Genomic DNA, 16,747 nt, shown 5'->3' with positions numbered 1-16,747 from the left:
CGACAAATCGGGAATCCCCTCCGATTCCGTCAAATCTTGAACCGCTCTAGCGCATGCTGAGGAGTGAGATTGGGGGACGGAACCCTGGCGCATCGGCGCGGAGAAGGAAAGCATTCTACACCCGATTGAACCCGGGCGGCGGCCTGAGAGGATTGCGCTGACACAGGTCAATAGCAGGTTACTCAACTCTGGGAATGTCGCGATTGGCTCGGTTCGAGCCCTTTGCGACAACACTCGGGAAGGTCTGGAGCGGGTCAAGAGCCGGCAGTTGCTGGCGGGCCATTCGTGTTGATGGTCGGCCCTCCCGGCTCCGGCAAGTCGATGCTGGCGCAGCGGCTGCCCTCGATCCTGCCGCCGCTGGCGCCGAAAGAGCTTCTGGAAGTCTCGATGGTCGCCTCAGTGGCGGGCGAGCTCGGCGAAGGCAAGCTCACCGACCGGCGGCCGTTCCGGGCCCCGCACCACTCCGCTTCGATGGCGGCGATGGTGGGCGGCGGCTTGCGTGTGCGGCCGGGCGAGGTGTCGCTTGCCCATCACGGCGTGCTGTTCCTCGACGAATTCCCGGAATTCACGCCGCAGACGCTCGATGCGCTGCGCCAGCCGCTCGAGACCGGCGACTGCGTGATCGCGCGCGCCAACCATCGCTTCACCTATCCGGCGCGCATCCAGCTGGTGGCGGCGATGAACCCGTGCCGCTGCGGCATGTCGGGCGAGCCCGGCTATCGCTGCCTGCGCGGCGACCGCTGCCGCACCGAATACCAGGCGCGCATTTCCGGCCCGCTGCTCGACCGCATCGACCTCCGGATCGAAGTGCCGGCGGTGTCGGCGAGTGACCTGATCCGCCCGGACAAGGCCGAGACAAGTGCCGCGGTAGCGCAGCGCCTGGCTCGCGCCCGCACTATCCAGCGCGAGCGCTGGAAAGGCTTGGCGCGACAGCCACCACCAACGCGCATTGCCCGCCTTCGATCGTCGAGGAGATCGCCAGGCCCGACGCCGCCGGGCTGACGCTGCTCAAGGACGCCAGCGAGAAGCTCGCCTTCTCGGCGCGGGCCTATCACCGCGTGCTGAAGGTGGCGCGAACGCTGGCCGACCTCGACGCCAGCGAAACCGTCGGCCGCATCCACCTCGCCGAGGCGATTTCCTACCGGATGAGCGCGGAGCGCATGGCGCAGGCGGCGTAGATAAAAGAGGCATTCGCAAATGCGCCGGGTCTGTTTGTCTCGCGACTCCTGGCCGACCCTTCCGCTAATCCACTTCAATGGTCCCGGGGATCAACTTCTGCAACGTCGGCGCCAGGATCATGCCGAAAGTCAAGGTATCACCGTAGGCTCGCGCAGAAAGCATCGCCCCGTGCACGGTCGCCATGAAGGCCTCCGCCTCCACGCGCGGAGCAGCGGAAATTGTCAGTGTGCCTTGCCCGGCACCCCGCTCAATGACGCCAGTCAGCCACCCCGAGAGAAACTGAAAATACGCCCGGACTTCCACGGCAACCTCTGGCGGAAGAGCCGGAAGCTCACTGGCGAGCAGTGCGCAAACGCAGATCGGAATGCTCGCGTCCTCAATGCACCGAGCCCAGATTCCGGCGTAGGTTCGAAGCAGCTCAGGCGGCTCCGGGACATTGCGCTCAAGTTCTCCTAGGCCCGCGACGGCATCCTCGAGGTAACGCCTGACCAGAGTTTGCACCAGGTCCACCTTGCTGGGGAAATGGTGGTGGATGCTGGCTTTGCGGATACCGATCACCTCGGCGATATCCGCGTAGCTGAACCCGTTGTAGCCGCCAGCGACGATGAAGGTTCGCGCCGCAGCCAGGATGTCATCAGCCGTGTTCGAGAGCTTGCTCATAACGCACTTCCAGCAGAAAACTTGTGGACACCTTAACGCGCGACCTGCGGCGACTTCCGAAGCGCGTCGCTGACGGACAGCCATACGGCAGACACGAGGAAGTAGAAGGCGCCAAAAGCGGCATAGGGCGCGACGTTGACGATGCCAATGGCCTCAGTACCGCCCGCCATCCTTACGAAGAAGAGCCCAGCCAGCGCCGACTGGGCGCCGCTCAAGATCATCGCCCACTGGGCGCCGTTGGTTTTCCAGCGACGCACCGCGGTCAGGAGCTGAAGCATGCCTGAGACAACGGCCCAGACGCCATAAACCGAGAGCACCGCGTTCATGCTGTGACCAAGCGCGATGGCGACCGCGATCGTAGCGACGATGCTGACAACGAAGTTGAGCAGTTGCGACTTATTGCGGCCGAGCCCGCCGGTGCGCTGCGCGTCGACGTAGTTCGCGAGCGCGTCCCAAACCGGGTAGGCGACCAGCATGACAGCGGCGAGCGGTGGAATGCTCTTCGCGACGGTGACAGCCACCGCAACCCAGGCAGCCGACACGGCAAACCGCATGTAGTAATAGCTTTTGAGCCAGCCGTTCGAGGAGTCCGTGCGATTTGGATCATTCATTTGTGCAGGCATGGGGTATTCTCCGCTTGATTTACCTACCTACTAGCAGGTAGATTTGAGACCGTCAACGCGCTGCATCTGGACATCTCGCTTATGTGATCGCCGCCCGAGACGCCTTCTCCCGTGGCAAGGCCAGCTAGCGATATGCGATGGTGAGTGCCGCCTCGACGCTCTCGCGAAACATGATCCGCAACAGCGCCAGCGCCTGGGAATCAAGACGGCGGACGGCTTCGAGACCTACGACAAACTGTCTGCAAGGCCTTTGCCGACCCGGTGAGAGCGCTGGCCGAGGATCTTTCCCAGCTGTGAGGCACGCTCAGGCTGAATAGACAACAAAAGCAGGTGGCAGACTGAACGAAACGGCGGCGGATCGCGACCGGTCCGCCGCCTTGGTATTAACCCTTCGCCTTCAGCTCCAGCCTGCGCGCATGCAACACCGGCTCCGTGTAGCCGTTGGGCTGCACCGTCCCCTTGAACACCAGATCGCAGGCGGCCTGGAAGGCGATTGAATTGTCGAAGTCGGGCGACATCGGCCGGTAGAGCGGATCGCCGACATTCTGGCGGTCGACGATAGCCGCCATGCGCTGCAGCGAATCCCGCACCTGGATTACCGAGCACACCTTGTGGCGCAGCCAGTTGGCGATGTGCTGCGAGGAGATGCGCAGCGTGGCGCGGTCCTCCATCAAGCCGACATCGTTGATATCGGGCACTTTCGAGCAGCCGACGCCCTGGTCGATCCAGCGCACGACATACCCCAGAATGCCTTGCGCGTTGTTGTCGAGCTCGCGCTGGATCTCGTCCGGCGTCCAGTTCGGCCGCACCGCAACCGGCACCGAAAGAATGTCGTCGAGCTTCGCCTTCGGCCGGCTCTTCAGCGCCGCCTGCACGGCATGCACGTCGACCTTGTGATAATGCGTGGCGTGCAGCGTCGCGGCCGTCGGCGACGGCACCCAGGCGGTGTTGGCGCCGGCCTTGGGGTGCGCAATCTTCTGCTCCAGCATCGCCGCCATCAAATCGGGCATAGCCCACATGCCCTTGCCGATCTGAGCGTGGCCGGCGAGCCCGCATTCGAGACCGATATCGACATTCCAGGCCTCGTAGGCGGAGATCCAGGCGGCCTGTTTCATGTCGCCTTTGCGGATCATCGGGCCGGCTTCCATCGAGGTGTGGATCTCGTCGCCGGTGCGGTCGAGGAAGCCGGTGTTGATGAACACCACGCGCTCCTTAGCGGCGCGGATCGCTTCCTTGAGGTTGACGGTGGTGCGCCGCTCCTCGTCCATAATGCCCATCTTGATGGTGTTCTTCGGCATGCCGAGCAGCGCCTCGACACGATCGAAGATCTCCACGGCGAAGGCGACTTCCTCCGGCCCGTGCATCTTGGGCTTCACCACATACATCGAGCCGGCGCGGGAGTTCCCACGACGCCCGTTCGGGCCGACATCGTGCAGCGCGATCAGCGCGGTGAGCGCGGCGTCCATGATGCCTTCCGGCACCTCGTTGCCGTCGCGGTCGGTTATCGCCGGATTGGTCATCAGGTGGCCGACGTTTCTCACCAGCATCAGCGAGCGGCCGGGCAGCAGCAGCTGGCCGCCATTCGGCGCCGTGTAGCGGCGGTCCGGGTTGAGCTTGCGGACAAAAGTCTTGCCGGCCTTGGTGATCTCTTCCGCCAGGTCGCCCTTCATCAGGCCGAGCCAGTTGCGGTAGATGACGACCTTGTCCTCGGCATCGACGGCGGCGACAGAATCCTCGCAGTCCTGGATGGTGGTCAAGGCGGCCTCGAGGAGGACGTCGGCGATGCCGGCCGCATCGGTCTTGCCGATCTCACTGACGCGGTCGATCACGATCTCGATATGCAGGCCGTTCGTCACCAAGAGCACGGCTTCAGGCGTGGCGGCATCGCCGCGATAGCCGACGAACTGTTTTGGATCGGCAAGCGTGGTGGCGCCGGCGCCCTCGCCGACCTTGAGCGCGCCGTTCGCCACCGAGAGCCCGTTGACGCCGGCCCATTTGCCGGTGGTCAGCGGCACGGACTGGTCGAGGAAATCCCTGGCCCAGGCGATGACCTTGGCGCCGCGCGCCGGATTGAAGCCCTTGCCCTTCTCGGCGCCGCCCGTCTCGGGGATGGCGTCGGTGCCGTAGAGCGCGTCATAGAGCGAGCCCCAGCGGGCGTTGGCGGCGTTGAGCGCATAGCGCGCGTTCATCACCGGCACGACGAGCTGCGGCCCGGCGACGACCGCGATTTCCGGATCGACATTTTCGGTGCTGACGCTGAAGGCCGGGCCTTCCGGCACGAGATAGCCGATCTCCTTCAGGAAACTCTTGTAGACTTCCATGTCGACCGGCGCGCCGTTCTCACGATACCAGCCGTCCAGCTTCTCCTGCATGGCGTCGCGTTTGGCGAGCAGCGCGCGGTTCTTCGGCGCGAGGTCGTGGACGATTGTTCCAAACCCCTCCCAGAACTTTTCAGGATCGATGCCGGTGCCGGGGGCGGCCTCCTCGGCCACGAAGTCATGGAGCTCCCGGGCGATTTGCAACCCGGCGATCTCGATGCGGTCGGTCATCAGCACGTCTCCACATATCAGGCTTTGCCGGCTTGGGGCCTTTGGCATGCCGGGGTTCAAGGGTCAATTCGGCTTAAGGTGAAGGGTTGCATTTTGGCGGCAAGCGAATCTCCCCCTCGAGGGGGAGATTGCCCCCCTACACCGCAATCCTCGGCCTTCCCGATGCTACCGCAACCACATGCGCCTCGATGAACATGCGCTGGCTCTCGATGGTCGAGACCTTGAACTCGGTGGAAACGTCGATCTCGGCGCTGTCGGTGCCGGCATCTTTCGCCCGTTCGGCGACAATTGCCCGCACGTCCGCCTCCGCCGCCGCAATCGCCTTCGCCTCGTCGGTGAAGTCGCGCACCGTTTGCCCAGACGCGAGGCGGAAGAGCCCTTCCTTGGGCTGGCTGACGCGGGCCTCGGCCGAGACGCGCACCTGGCCGACCACGGCGCCGAGCGCATTGGCGACGTCGGTATCCTCCGGCACGATGCAGCCATTGCCGACCAGCGGCGGCAGACCGGCGTAATGCAGCGGTGCCGAGGCGCCGAGGCCGATGACCGGACGGTCGAGCGCGACGCCGACGCGGACAATGCCCGGATGCGCGTCGACCGCGCGCTGCACCAGCGCATGCGCGACCGTGGCCGCGCCGTCCAACCCGTCCTCGGCGAAGGCGGTTTCGAGAATATATTCGGCCGACCAGCGCGTCAGCGTGACAAGCACGCGCTCGGCGAGCGCCTCCGGCGTCGCCGCGATCGTCTGGCCGCGGCCGTCGCGGCGGCGGGAAAACAGCTCGGCGCCGAGGCGCGCGGCGGCGGGGTCCCAGTTGGCCTGCTTGCCCAGCACATGGGCGGCATCCGAGGGCGTGAAGCCGCAGATGTGCACCAGGCCGCGCGCCACCAGCCGGTTGAGCGTCGCGTTCTGGGCATTCGAGCTGAGCAGCCGGTCGAGCGCCAGCGGCACAGCGCCGATCGCCTCGTAGAGCTTTGCCTCCGGCGCGGTGAGGCCGGCGGCGAGGCGGTCCGGCACGCCGGTGCGCACGGCAAAGCGCCCGTCCATGCGGCCGGGATTCGGCGCCCGCAGCTGCCGCTCCAGCTCGGCTGTGATGGCCTCGCCATGCGCCATGCCGGCCAGCGCCAGCGGCACCAGGCGGCGAGGTCCGAGCAGTATCTTTGGCACGAGCGCGCCATCTTCCAGCGCCACTTCGGAGTCGCCGCCGAGGCCGAAGGTGCGCATAGCGACAGCCTCGACCATGGTGCGGAAACCGCCGACGGTGGCGCCCTCAGGATCGAGGCGCGGCCGGCCGCTGTCGAGCACGGCGACGTCCGTGGTGGTGCCGCCGATGTCCGACACCATGGCGTCGTCGAGCCCGGTCATGTGGCGGGCGCCGACCAGGCTGGCAGCCGGGCCGGAGAGGATTGTCTCGATCGGCCGCTGGCGGGCAAAGGCCGCCGACACCAGCGCCCCGTCGCCGCGCACCACCATCAAGGGCGCGGCGATGCCGCGCCTGGCGAGAAAGCCTTCGGTCGCTGCCACCAGCCGATCGATCATCGAGATCAGGCGGGCGTTGAGCAGCGTGGTGAGCGCGCGGCGCGGGCCGCCGAGCTTGGCCGACAATTCATGGCTGGCGGTGACCGGCAGGCCGGTCTTTTCGCGGATCAGGTCGCGGGCCGCGAGCTCATGCGCCGGGTTGCGGGTGGCGAAATAGGCGCATACGGCGAAGCCCGACACCGAGGCGCCGAGCTCGGGGAGTGCCGCCTCGAGGCCGGAAAGGTCGAGCTTGGCGGCGTTGCCGTGCACGTCATGGCCGCCGGGGCAGAACACCACCGGATCGGTGCCGAGCGCCGTCTTCAGCCCGTCGCGGGCAAGGTCGGCCTCGGAAAAGCCGATCATGATGAGCGCCACGCGCCCGCCCTGGCCCTCGACCAGTGCGTTGGTGGCAAGGGTGGTGGACATCGAGACAAGCTTGATCGCGGCCGGGTCGGTGCCGGATTTTTCCAGCACCGCGTCGACCGCGCCGGAAATGCCGACGGCGAGATCGTGCCTGGTGGTGAGCGCCTTGGCCTTGGCCAGCACCTTGCCTTTGTTTGGCGTATCGAGGGGGCCGCCCTCCTCCGACCACAGCACGGCATCGGTATAGGTGCCGCCGGTGTCGATGCCGAGGAAAAGAGGGGATGGCTTGGCGGTCATTTTTGAAGGTGGTCCGGGGTCATGGGCTTTGTTGCGAAGCCCTTAGCCGATACGGGCTGGCGGATAAAGGTTGGTGAGATGGGCCAAGGGATGGTGCGGTAGGGTGGGTGGAAGACTTCGGTGAGATGCTGGCGCGACAGCACCCCCCCTCTGTCCTGCCGGACATCTCCCCCGCAAGGGGGGAGATTGGCACCTCAAGCGCCGGCGCTGCCCCTACAACGTTGGCGATTGGCGAAAGCACCGATGACATCTGATCTCCCCCCTTTGCGGGGGAGATGTCCGGCAGGACAGAGGGGGTGTGAAGGAACTCCGCCCCTTGATGGTCACGCCCAGCCGACGCTCTTGAAAAGTTGAGCTACTTCGCCGTGACGGTGCCCTTCATCGAGCTGTGGATCGCACAATGGAACGGGTGCGCGCCGGCGGCCGATATCTTGACCTTAGCGCTTTTGCCCTTGGCGAGTTGGCCGGTGTCGAAGGAGCCGTCGTCAGCCGTGGCGGTGTGCGTCTTGGAATCGGCGTTGGTGAAAGTCACGGTGTCGCCAGCGGAGACACTGATCTTCGCCGGGTGGAATTTCATATCCTTGATCTGGACCGCGTGGTTGGCGGCGTAAGCGGGCACGGCGAAGGCAAGCAGGGCAAGAACGAGCATGGTGCGCATGGTGGATTTTCCTCCTGAACGCAAATCCTCATCCTAGAACTAACGCCGGCGCGCCGCTTGTCACGCCACGAACCCTACCTTTTTGTGCGAATTGTCGCAGAACGGCTTGTTGGCCGAGTGGCCGCAGCGGCAGAGGAAAACCCGCGTCGTGCGGTCGATGGTGTGGCCGGTTCCGGTGACGATCTCGGCATTGCCTTCGAGCCTGAGCGGACCGTTGGTGGTGGGCGTCACGCTGAGCGGGCCGTCCCGCGCCTCCAGCGCCGGCGCTTCCTTCAGCGGCGGCTCGCCGGTGGCGGTGAAGCCGGCCTTGATGTGGCTGTTGTCGCAGAACGGCTTGTTCTGGGACTGGCCGCAGCGGCAGAGCGTGGCGCGATAGAATGTCTCGCCGTTGAGCACGATCTCGGCATGGACCGCCAGCGGGCCGTTTTCGCGCAGGCGCACGGTGTTGACCACCGGCGGCTTCTCCTGCGGCCCGCCATCCTTTCTCGAATAGGTAATAGCGCCCGACGGGCAGTTCTCCGCCAGCGCCACCACCTTCTCGACGCTCGCCGCGTCGGGATGGATCCACTCGCCCGGGGCATTGGGCACGAAGACATGCGGGTTGCCGAGCACGCAATTGCGCGAATGGATGCAGCGCTTGCCGCTGAAGGAAACGTCAATCTTCTCGCCTTCGACCGTGCCTGCCATGGGTGGGGTCTCCTGTTAGGGGTGGAGACGAGGCTAGGGCGAGGGCGGGAAACACGGGAGACGAGGCTAGGGCGAGGGCGGGAAACACGTCAAGCTGGCCGGGCGGAAGGGCGCCAAATCTCCCCCTCGAGGGGGAGATGGCCGCGAAGCGGTCAGTGGGGTCGTCTCACGTAAATCGCCGGCGTCCTTTCTCGGCGCACAGGGGCGTCGGCGCTCGGCGCGCGGCGACCCCCTCTGTCGCCTTCGGCGACATCTCCCCCACAAGGGGGAGATTGGCGCTCATTCCGCCAGATCCACCGTCTCGGTCGAATGCTCCACGCAGATGAAGCAGCAGGTGTCGCAAGCGCGGTCGTTGTCGGGGCCGACGCCGGCGGTGACGGAATCGTCGCCGTTCACCCAGGCGCCCCAGCAGATATGCTCGCCGGGCTCGCAGGAGATCGGCACGGATTTCTTCGCCCCTGGACGGATGAGGAAGACCTTGTCGCCGCCCGGCCAGACCTTGCCGCTGTCGCGGCTGAACAGCTCCACCGCCACGCCGTCGGGCCGCTGGTTGCGGACGAAGACCGACATGTCGGCGGCGAAGGCCGGTGTGGTGAGGAGAAGAAAGGCGAGCGAGAGGCGAATCATGGTGAGGTCCCCCGAGGGCAGTAGAGCATGGGCAGGAGAGCGGCGCGACCTCCCCTTCTCCCCCTGTGGGAGAAGGTGTATCGGCGCGCAGCGCCGAGACGGATGAGGGGTGTTCCAGCTTGGCAAAGACGCCTGAGCGGCCTCACCGCCACGGCTGCAAACTTTGATCGCGCACATAGGCGATGATGGTATCGCAAACCGCGTTCAAGTCCTTCAGAACGTCGTCGTTCCAAAAGCGCAACACACGAAAGCCTCTCGCCTTCAGTTCGGCGTCGCGCTCCTGATCGTGGAGCGAGTCCGCATGCTGGCTGCCATCGACTTCGACGATAAGCCGAGCCTCGACGCAGACGAAATCGGCAATGAATCTGCCTATTGGCGCCTGACGCCGGAACTTGATCTTGTTGGGGCGGCGATCGCGCAATTCTTGCCACAAGCGGCCTTCCGCTTCCGTCGCCTCATGGCGCATGCGGCGAGCGAAATCACGTTTGGTCGGGGCTACGGGCTGGTGCGGCATGGAGCAAAATCGGAGTTCCGTCCAACACCCCTCATCCGTCTCGGCGCTGCGCGCCGATCCACCTTCCCCCACAAGGGGGGAAGGAAGAATCAGCGCCTCACCACCACATGCGGGGCGAATTCCTTCACCGCATCCACCATCTCCTCCCCGCGCACGTCGAGCGAGGAGATCTCCATGTGCACGGTGGTCTTGCCGAAGGGCATCAGGCCGAAGGCATTGGCGGCCGCATATTTGATTGCGTCGGGCGGCTCCTCGGTGAGCTCGAAATTGAGCATCGCCGCGCCCTTGCCGCCGGACGCGAGCCACACGCTCCTCACCTTGCTCCACGGCACCAGCACGTCGCCGGCGCGGCGATCGCGGAAGCCGTTTTTGTCCAGCACGACCTTGACCGACGTGTCGAAGGCGCCGCGCGCGATGAAGAAGCCGAGCCCGAGGCAAGCGGCTGAAAGCAGCGCGATCCACAGCACATGCCCGCCATCGGTGCCCGAGGCCACGCCCTGCAGCGCACCGAAGCCAAAAATGCCGCCGATCAGGAACGGCCCGAAGGCAGGAAAAATCTTGCCGGTGGGGCTGTTGCGGATTTCGAGCGGCGCGGCCATGTCCGCACGCTCAGCGCTCGGATTTCAGCAGCGTCCAGATCCAGCCGATGAAGGTGAGGACCAGGAACGGATAGCCGGCGGCGGGCAGCGGCGCGGAGGTGGGCAGCAGCGGCGCGCCCCAGAGGATCATCATCGCCGAGACGACGAAGAGCAGGGCGGCAACGAAAGCGGTGAGCCGCATCCAGAGCGCGAAGGTGCTTTGGGCGCTGACCATGACCAGCCCCGCGGCCCAGAGCGCAATGCCGCCGGCGTAGGATGGCACGCTGGCCCGCAGCCCCGCCGCATTGCCGGCCAGAAGCAGGCTCTCGCCGGCAAGGAAAGTCAGGAACCCGGCCGCGACGAGGTCATTGCCGAGCCGCTGATATTTCATCACGAGCAGCGCCGCGGCGACGACGACGCCCACGCCGTCGATGGTCCACAGCGTCTCGCGCAGCGCATCGCTCGCAACGAAAGTGCCCGCCATGCCAAACGCGCCGCCGATGGCGAGGCCGATCGCGGCGACGGTGTCCGAAGTGGAGCGCATGTGACATCTCCCCAAAGCCGAGGGAGAGGATAGCGCAACGCTAGACGTTCTCAAAGACTGGTCGAGGCGTCGCGGGCCTAGAATCGGTCCGTTCGACACTAGCGGATGAGGAAGCCGATGACCGGTACATTTCCAAGGTCACGCTTGTCTACTTGACTCTTCAGTAGATGATTACATTCTGGAATGAATGCACTTTATTTAAATCGACGATTCGACTGACCGCCCAGCGAATGTATTTTCTGCGTTGGCAATCCCGCATCGCCAATGGAATACGGCGTTCGAGTACATCAAGAAGTGGCGTATACATCTGAGAGATGTGCACGGCATCCCGCTTGGATTTGAAATCCATTCGACAGCATTTTTGTCTGGTAGAGGAAGCGATGGGGCGCTTGCGCACCTGAGCAGACACACTCGCGCACAGATCTTTCATAAGCATTTCGAGGTGGTCGAATTCATGCATCGATGGGGTGTGCGGGTCTTTAATGTCTGTAATAATGACGACGATCAATACCGGGCATTCGAGCGCCTGTTGAACCGCATTAACCGAACGATGGTAGCCTGGGATTCCTTCGCACATCTGATCTGCGATGAAGGGAAGGAGCGGCAATACATCGCCATGGTCAGGCGTATGCGCGTCCACAACCCATACCAAGTAATCAGGGCGGCTGGCCTGATGGTGGTGTGACTAAGAACATCCCGATAGAACGGATAATAGAAGACCCACAGTTTAAAAGCTCGCAGAAGAGCTACTTTATCCAGGTCGCAGACATTCTGGCGTTCGGCCTTCTGCGGCGTGAATTGCCAACCCCAAAAGCACGGCAGCGCAGAATTCACAAGTCTTTTGAAAAACTGGATGTGACTCTTACCAGAGAGTGCAACAGACAGGATCCGCTCGGGATCATAAGATAGCGAAGGGCGGCGCCGATCTCTCGGCACCGCCCTTAAGCAAGACTTACCCCGGCTTCTACCACCGGCTCAGTCGAGCTCATATAAAATAGGTCTTTATTCTAAAAAAGTCAACATGTTCAATGTTTTATCTGATTCTTTTATGATAAGTCATTGAAAATGAGTCGCTTTTCCTAGTGGCAAATCCATTGCCCAAGTGCCTCGCCAAAGTCCTGCGGCCAGCTCCTGGCTTACTTTTTGAATTTTCGGCGTGGCGGACGATCCGATCTTGCGGCCTCGAGACAATCTCCAATGCGGAGCTTCAGCCCCGCGCTGGTGGGGGCCCACTGCCTGCCAGCAGTCCCCAGCTTTCGAAGCCTACCACCGATTCACTAGATCAATGGTTTGGCGCTCCGCGCGCCAACCGGGTCACCGCACTGCCGCAACCCCCGGGGTGGGACCCGCTGCCTGCGGCAGCTCCCACCCGGACTTGCGCTCGCATCGACCCACCGGGTCGATGCGTCCGGCCGAAGGCCGGACCGCTTAGTCCCCCATCTTCAGCGCCTGGATAAACGCCTCCTGCGGGATATCCACCTTGCCGAACTGCCTCATCCGCTTCTTGCCCTCTTTCTGCTTGTCGAGCAGCTTGCGCTTGCGGGTCACGTCGCCGCCGTAGCATTTGGCGGTGACGTCCTTGCGCAGCGCCGAGACGGTCTCGCGGGCGATGATGCGGCCGCCGATGGCGGCCTGGATCGGGATCTTGAACAAATGCTGCGGGATCAGCTCCTTTAGCTTCTCGCACATGGCGCGGCCGCGCTTTTCGGCGGCCGAGCGGTGCACCAGCATGGATAAAGCGTCGACCGGCTCGTCGTTGACCAGGATCGACATCTTCACCAGGTCGCCCTCGCGATAGTTGGTCAGGTGATAGTCGAAGGAGGCGTAACCCTTGGAGATCGACTTCAGGCGATCATAGAAATCGAAGACGACCTCGTTGAGCGGCAGGTCGTAGGTGAGCATGGCGCGCTTGCCGACATAGGAGAGGTCAGCCTGGATGCCGCGCCTGTCCTGGCAGAGTTTCAGGATGCCGCCGAGATAGTCGTCGGGGGTCAGGATGGTGGCGCGGATCCACGGCTCCTCGATCGAGGCGATCTTGACCACGTCGGGCATGTCGGCCGGGTTGTGCAGCTCCTTCACCGTGCCGTCGATGAGGTTCATGCGGTAGACGACGCTGGGCGCGGTGGCGATGAGGTCGAGGTTGAACTCACGCTCCAGCCGCTCCTGGATGATCTCCAGGTGCAGGAGACCGAGGAAGCCGCAGCGGAAGCCGAAACCGAGCGCGGCGGACGTCTCCATTTCGTATGAGAAGCTGGCGTCGTTGAGGCGCAGCTTGCCGACGGCGGCGCGCAGGTCCTCGAAATCGGCGGCGTCGACCGGGAACAGGCCGCAGAACACCACCGGCTGCGCCGGCTTGAAGCCGGGCAGCGCCTTGGCCGTCTGGCGGCGGTCCTCAGTGATGGTGTCGCCGACGCGGGTGTCGGCCACTTCCTTGATCGAGCCGGTGAAGAAGCCGAACTCGCCGGGGCCGAGCTCGTCGACATTGACGCGGGCCGGCGTGAACACGCCGGTGCGCTCGACGAGGTATTTCGCGCCGGTGCCCATCATGCGGATGGTCTGGCCCTTCTTCAGCACGCCGTCGATGATGCGCACCAGCACGATGACGCCGAGATAGGCGTCGTACCAGCTGTCGACCAGCATGGCCTTCAGCGGGGCGGTGACGTCGCCCTCGCGCGGCGGCGGCAGCTGGTGGACGATCGCCTCCAGCACGTCCGGCACGCCGAGCCCCGTCTTGGCCGAGATCAGCACGGCGTTGGAGGCGTCGATGCCGATCACCTCCTCGACCTGCTCGCGGATGCGCTCGGGCTCGGCCGCCGGCAGGTCGACCTTGTTCAGTACCACGACGATCTCATGGTTGTTGTCGATGGCCTGGTAGACATTGGCGAGCGTCTGCGCCTCGACGCCCTGAGAAGCGTCCACCACCAGCAGCGAGCCCTCGCAGGCGGCCAGCGAACGCGACACCTCGTAGGCGAAGTCGACATGGCCGGGCGTGTCGATCAGGTTGAGGATATAGTCCTCGCCGTTGTTGGCGCGGTATTTCAGCCGCACCGTCTGCGCCTTGATGGTGATGCCGCGCTCGCGCTCGATGTCCATCGAGTCCAGCACCTGCTCCTTCATGTCGCGCGCCTCCAACCCGCCGGTGAGCTGGATCAGCCGGTCGGCAAGCGTGGATTTGCCATGGTCGATATGGGCGACGATGGAGAAATTGCGGATGTGGTCGAGCGGGGTCGTCATGCGGCGCGCTTTAGCAGGGGCGGGGGTGGGGGGCAAGCGGTGGGGCTTTTCCTTCTCCCCTTGCGGGAGAAGGTGTCGCCGAAGGCGACGGATGAGGGGTGCTGGAAGGAATGAGACGTTGGCGATCCTTCCAACACCCCTCATCCGTCTCGGCGCTGCGCGCCGATCCACAATCTCCCGCAAGGGGAGAAGGGGAAAACATTCAAATTCGCTTAAACTTTCATGCACCCCTTTAGGGCATAATTCTACCCTCGGGTGTAGGCGGCTGTGCTGCCGGCGGTGTTTGGGGTCAAGGAATGTTTTCGTCCGCAAGAGATTTCGTCCGCTCTGAAAGCGGCTCGATGATGCCGATCATGGTCATGTTAACGATCCCGCTGCTGATCGCGGTCGGCTTTTCCGTCGACTACACCTCGGCGGTGACCACCAGGAGCAACATGCGGAACGCGCTGGACGCCGCGATCCTGTCGATCACCACGATGGAGACCACGACCTCGAAGGCCGACCGCCAGACGGCGATGCAGCAGGCCTATGCGGCCAATAGCGGGCAGGGCACCGCAACGCTCACTGCCGTCGACGTCGCCGCCGACGGAACGGCGACGTTCAGCGCCACGGCAAGCTACCCGATGCCGACCAATTTCATGGCGATCGCCAGAATCAATTCGGTGCAGATCGGCGTCGGCTCCTCGGTGCGCAAGACGCCGGCGCTGACGCAGGCCGATTTCAAGGTGACGAAAGTGTCGGGCTACTGGAACAAGACCATGTATCTCTATGGCACCAAGTTCGCACAGACGAACGCGCAGAGCCTGATGAAGATCGACTACAGATACGTCCCCTATAAATACACCTATCAAGTGGGCAACAAGAGCTACACCGTGAGCGAGCCGAAGGGCTACGGAACCACCGCTGTCTACACGGTGAATGGAACCACGCAGACGCAGGTCCAGCAGCAGGTCTGCTCCACGACCGGCTCGACCACCGCCTTCAGCAATCCGCCGGCGGGATCGATCCCCGGCAGCACCAAGGACAGCAGAACCGGCAAGACGATCTACTTCAATACCACCTGCACGACCACCACCTACCCGGCCAACGGCGCCGGTGCGGCGATCGACGTCAGCCAGATGGATACGCTCTATCTGCAGATGGACGTTCCCTCGGGCAATCCGCAAACGTTGAAGTCGGACGATGCCACCACCTCGAACCGGCTCTACATCGGCAGCAGCGAGACCGATATGCCCGAGGTCGCGACCGGGGAGAAGGTCGACATCTTCAGCGCCGTACCCTGCAACCAGACCAGCTACCAGGCCTGGGAAGACGGCGGCAACCCGGTGCCGGCCGATGTCAGCAACGCCGACTTCTTCTACACCGTGACCGGCAAGTGCGCCTTCAACAAGCGGCAATCCGAGACTGTGATGACGCAGTGAGGCTTCCCCTTCTCCCCTTATGGGAGAAGGTGGATCGGCGCGAAGCGCCGAGACGGATGAGGGGTGCTGGACGGAGTGCGGCAGTTCGCTAATCTCACGTCATGCCGCATCAACCTGTCACACAAACCAAGCGAACCTTCGCACGCATGCTTCGGCGTCAAATGACAGAGGCGGAGAACAAGCTTTGGTATGAACTGCGCGATCGCAGGCTCGATCGGATAAAGTTTCGACGCCAGGTTCCCATTGGAAACTACGTCGCCGATTTTGTCTGCCTCGAAGCACGCCTCATCGTCGAGGTCGATGGTAGCCAGCATGCTGATTCGGATTCCGACGGGATCCGCAGCGCGGAGCTGAAGGCAATCGGCTTTCGCGTGCTGCGGTTTTGGAACGATGATGTCCTGAAGGATCTGGACAGCGTCTGCGACACGATCATCGCCTATGTAAGGGATACCGACTTGCTACCCTGGCGGTGACCTGGGTCAACCTCGGCATCAAGCTGGAACACCCCTCATCCGTCTCGGCGCTGCGCGCAGAGCCACCTTCTCCCCCAAGGGGAGAAGGAAAGGAGAGCTCAATCACAAACCGGTGAAGCTGTAACGAAGCCTTCCGCGGCGGCGAAATGGGGGTATCGCCGCAACGGAGACCGCTTCTCATGACCGGACCAAAGACAACGCTCGGCAGGCTCGCCGGCGCCGCGCTGATTGCGCTTGCCGCCACCGCCGGCGCTGCTTCCGCGCAGCCGCTCACCGTGGTCGAGCTGTTCACCAGCCAGGGCTGCTCGTCCTGCCCGCCGGCCAATGCCAATCTGATCAAGGTCAAGGACCAACCGGGCGTGCTGGCGCTGTCCTTCAACGTCACCTACTGGGACTATCTCGGCTGGAAGGACACTTTCGGCCGGCAGGAATTCACGCAACGCCAGGTCAATTACGAGCCGTCGCTCGGCCATGACGGGCCGTTCACGCCCCAGGTGGTGGTGAACGGCAGCGCCGACGCGGTTGGTGCCAAGCCCGGCGAGATCCAGAGCCTCATTGCCAAGGCCGGCCGCGCCGAGGGTCCGGACGTGTCGCTTACCGGCGGCAAGGTGAGCATCGGCGCCGGCACGGCGCCCGGCGGCGCGGCCGATGTCTGGCTGGTGCGCTACACGCGAGGCGTCGTCGAGGTGCCGGTGGCACGCGGCGAGAACACGGGCCGCACGCTGCCGCATGCCAATGTCGTGCATTCGCTGCAAAAGCTCGGCCGCTGGAACGGCGCGGCGACGACGCTGCCGCTGCCCGCGGCCGGCAGCGGGCTCAGCACCGCG

Annotated in this window: 16 protein-coding genes and 1 pseudogene; 5 read left to right on the top strand and 12 right to left on the bottom strand. The window is 64.1% G+C overall.

From position 1 onward, the window contains the following. Nucleotides 1-258: 258 nt before the first annotated feature. A pseudogene (locus AU465_RS29810) lies at nt 259-1,178 on the top strand (YifB family Mg chelatase-like AAA ATPase); the annotation flags it as partial. 64 nt (nt 1,179-1,242) lie between these two features. Here the strand turns inward: AU465_RS29810 and AU465_RS29805 are convergent. The 11 genes from AU465_RS29805 to AU465_RS29755 all read right to left on the bottom strand — a co-directional run bounded on the left by AU465_RS29805 (nt 1,243) and on the right by AU465_RS29755 (nt 11,432). Next, nucleotides 1,243-1,839 carry a TetR/AcrR family transcriptional regulator gene (locus AU465_RS29805; protein WP_192256053.1) on the bottom strand — a complete coding sequence of 199 codons (597 nt, stop codon included), beginning with the start codon at nt 1,837-1,839 and terminating at the stop codon, nt 1,243-1,245. Between the two features lie 32 nt (nt 1,840-1,871). Next, nucleotides 1,872-2,462 carry a DUF308 domain-containing protein gene (locus tag AU465_RS29800; RefSeq protein WP_192256051.1) on the bottom strand — a complete coding sequence of 197 codons (591 nt, stop codon included), beginning with the start codon at nt 2,460-2,462 and terminating at the stop codon, nt 1,872-1,874. 383 nt (nt 2,463-2,845) lie between these two features. Next, the gene (locus AU465_RS29795; RefSeq protein ID WP_192256049.1) at nt 2,846-5,011 is read right to left on the bottom strand and encodes a malate synthase G; all 2,166 of its coding nucleotides are present in this window, start codon (nt 5,009-5,011) and stop codon (nt 2,846-2,848) included. 136 nt (nt 5,012-5,147) lie between these two features. Beyond that, nucleotides 5,148-7,184: a hydantoinase/oxoprolinase family protein gene (locus AU465_RS29790; protein WP_192256047.1), complete on the bottom strand. Its 2,037-nt coding sequence runs from the start codon at nt 7,182-7,184 to the stop codon at nt 5,148-5,150. A gap of 355 nt (nt 7,185-7,539) precedes the next feature. Continuing rightward, nucleotides 7,540-7,842: a cupredoxin domain-containing protein gene (locus AU465_RS29785; RefSeq protein WP_192256045.1), complete on the bottom strand. Its 303-nt coding sequence runs from the start codon at nt 7,840-7,842 to the stop codon at nt 7,540-7,542. 60 nt (nt 7,843-7,902) lie between these two features. Further along, nucleotides 7,903-8,529 carry a CDGSH iron-sulfur domain-containing protein gene (locus AU465_RS29780; RefSeq protein WP_192256043.1) on the bottom strand — a complete coding sequence of 209 codons (627 nt, stop codon included), beginning with the start codon at nt 8,527-8,529 and terminating at the stop codon, nt 7,903-7,905. A 279-nt stretch (nt 8,530-8,808) separates the two neighbouring features. Next, nucleotides 8,809-9,156 carry a hypothetical protein gene (locus AU465_RS29775; RefSeq protein ID WP_192256036.1) on the bottom strand — a complete coding sequence of 116 codons (348 nt, stop codon included), beginning with the start codon at nt 9,154-9,156 and terminating at the stop codon, nt 8,809-8,811. Nucleotides 9,157-9,298: 142 nt separating this feature from the next. Beyond that, on the bottom strand, nt 9,299-9,670 hold the full coding sequence (locus AU465_RS29770; RefSeq protein ID WP_192256035.1) for an endonuclease domain-containing protein: 372 nt from the start codon (nt 9,668-9,670) through the stop codon (nt 9,299-9,301). A gap of 89 nt (nt 9,671-9,759) precedes the next feature. Beyond that, a complete protein-coding gene (locus AU465_RS29765) occupies nt 9,760-10,269 on the bottom strand; it encodes a hypothetical protein (protein WP_192256034.1) in 510 nt (169 codons plus the stop codon). Between the two features lie 10 nt (nt 10,270-10,279). Then, nucleotides 10,280-10,792 carry a hypothetical protein gene (locus AU465_RS29760; RefSeq protein ID WP_192256033.1) on the bottom strand — a complete coding sequence of 171 codons (513 nt, stop codon included), beginning with the start codon at nt 10,790-10,792 and terminating at the stop codon, nt 10,280-10,282. Nucleotides 10,793-10,952: 160 nt separating this feature from the next. Further along, nucleotides 10,953-11,432, bottom strand: a complete 480-nt coding sequence (locus AU465_RS29755) for a hypothetical protein (RefSeq protein ID WP_192256032.1) — start codon at nt 11,430-11,432, stop codon at nt 10,953-10,955. Between the two features lie 41 nt (nt 11,433-11,473). Between AU465_RS29755 and AU465_RS37885 the strand changes: the two genes are divergently transcribed. Next, nucleotides 11,474-11,701, top strand: coding sequence for a DUF3800 domain-containing protein (locus AU465_RS37885; protein WP_192256031.1), 228 nt, complete (start codon nt 11,474-11,476; stop codon nt 11,699-11,701). 519 nt (nt 11,702-12,220) lie between these two features. Here AU465_RS37885 and lepA read toward each other — a convergent pair. Next, nucleotides 12,221-14,026 carry a translation elongation factor 4 gene (lepA, locus tag AU465_RS29745; protein WP_192256029.1) on the bottom strand — a complete coding sequence of 602 codons (1,806 nt, stop codon included), beginning with the start codon at nt 14,024-14,026 and terminating at the stop codon, nt 12,221-12,223. 296 nt (nt 14,027-14,322) lie between these two features. On the opposite strand from lepA, the gene AU465_RS29740 reads away from it, so the two are divergent. From AU465_RS29740 to AU465_RS29730, 3 genes are all read left to right on the top strand, one after another. Continuing rightward, nucleotides 14,323-15,447 (top strand): TadE/TadG family type IV pilus assembly protein, encoded by a 1,125-nt coding sequence (locus tag AU465_RS29740; protein WP_192256028.1) that lies wholly within the window; start codon nt 14,323-14,325, stop codon nt 15,445-15,447. A 101-nt stretch (nt 15,448-15,548) separates the two neighbouring features. After that, the gene (locus tag AU465_RS29735; RefSeq protein WP_192256027.1) at nt 15,549-15,920 is read left to right on the top strand and encodes an endonuclease domain-containing protein; all 372 of its coding nucleotides are present in this window, start codon (nt 15,549-15,551) and stop codon (nt 15,918-15,920) included. 179 nt (nt 15,921-16,099) lie between these two features. Next, on the top strand, nt 16,100-16,747 hold a 648-nt coding region (locus AU465_RS29730; protein ID WP_192256026.1), incomplete at its 3' end, for a DUF1223 domain-containing protein.

Source organism: Mesorhizobium silamurunense (genome assembly GCF_014843905.1).
Lineage (GTDB): Bacteria > Pseudomonadota > Alphaproteobacteria > Rhizobiales > Rhizobiaceae > Mesorhizobium > Mesorhizobium silamurunense.
Note: the sequence above shows the minus strand (reverse complement) of the source record. Positions and strands in the feature narration are given on the sequence as shown.

Coding starts and splice junctions, on each gene's coding strand:
- AU465_RS29735 (WP_192256027.1), top strand. CDS start 15,549: ATGCCGCATCAACCTGTCACACAAACCAAGCGAACCTTCGCACGCATG.
- AU465_RS29795 (WP_192256049.1), bottom strand. CDS start 5,011: ATGACCGACCGCATCGAGATCGCCGGGTTGCAAATCGCCCGGGAGCTC.
- lepA (WP_192256029.1), bottom strand. CDS start 14,026: ATGACGACCCCGCTCGACCACATCCGCAATTTCTCCATCGTCGCCCAT.
- AU465_RS29760 (WP_192256033.1), bottom strand. CDS start 10,792: ATGCGCTCCACTTCGGACACCGTCGCCGCGATCGGCCTCGCCATCGGC.
- AU465_RS29775 (WP_192256036.1), bottom strand. CDS start 9,156: ATGATTCGCCTCTCGCTCGCCTTTCTTCTCCTCACCACACCGGCCTTC.
- AU465_RS29770 (WP_192256035.1), bottom strand. CDS start 9,670: ATGCCGCACCAGCCCGTAGCCCCGACCAAACGTGATTTCGCTCGCCGC.
- AU465_RS29790 (WP_192256047.1), bottom strand. CDS start 7,184: ATGACCGCCAAGCCATCCCCTCTTTTCCTCGGCATCGACACCGGCGGC.
- AU465_RS29800 (WP_192256051.1), bottom strand. CDS start 2,462: ATGCCTGCACAAATGAATGATCCAAATCGCACGGACTCCTCGAACGGC.
- AU465_RS29740 (WP_192256028.1), top strand. CDS start 14,323: ATGTTTTCGTCCGCAAGAGATTTCGTCCGCTCTGAAAGCGGCTCGATG.
- AU465_RS29785 (WP_192256045.1), bottom strand. CDS start 7,842: ATGCGCACCATGCTCGTTCTTGCCCTGCTTGCCTTCGCCGTGCCCGCT.
- AU465_RS29765 (WP_192256034.1), bottom strand. CDS start 10,269: ATGGCCGCGCCGCTCGAAATCCGCAACAGCCCCACCGGCAAGATTTTT.
- AU465_RS29780 (WP_192256043.1), bottom strand. CDS start 8,529: ATGGCAGGCACGGTCGAAGGCGAGAAGATTGACGTTTCCTTCAGCGGC.
- AU465_RS29805 (WP_192256053.1), bottom strand. CDS start 1,839: ATGAGCAAGCTCTCGAACACGGCTGATGACATCCTGGCTGCGGCGCGA.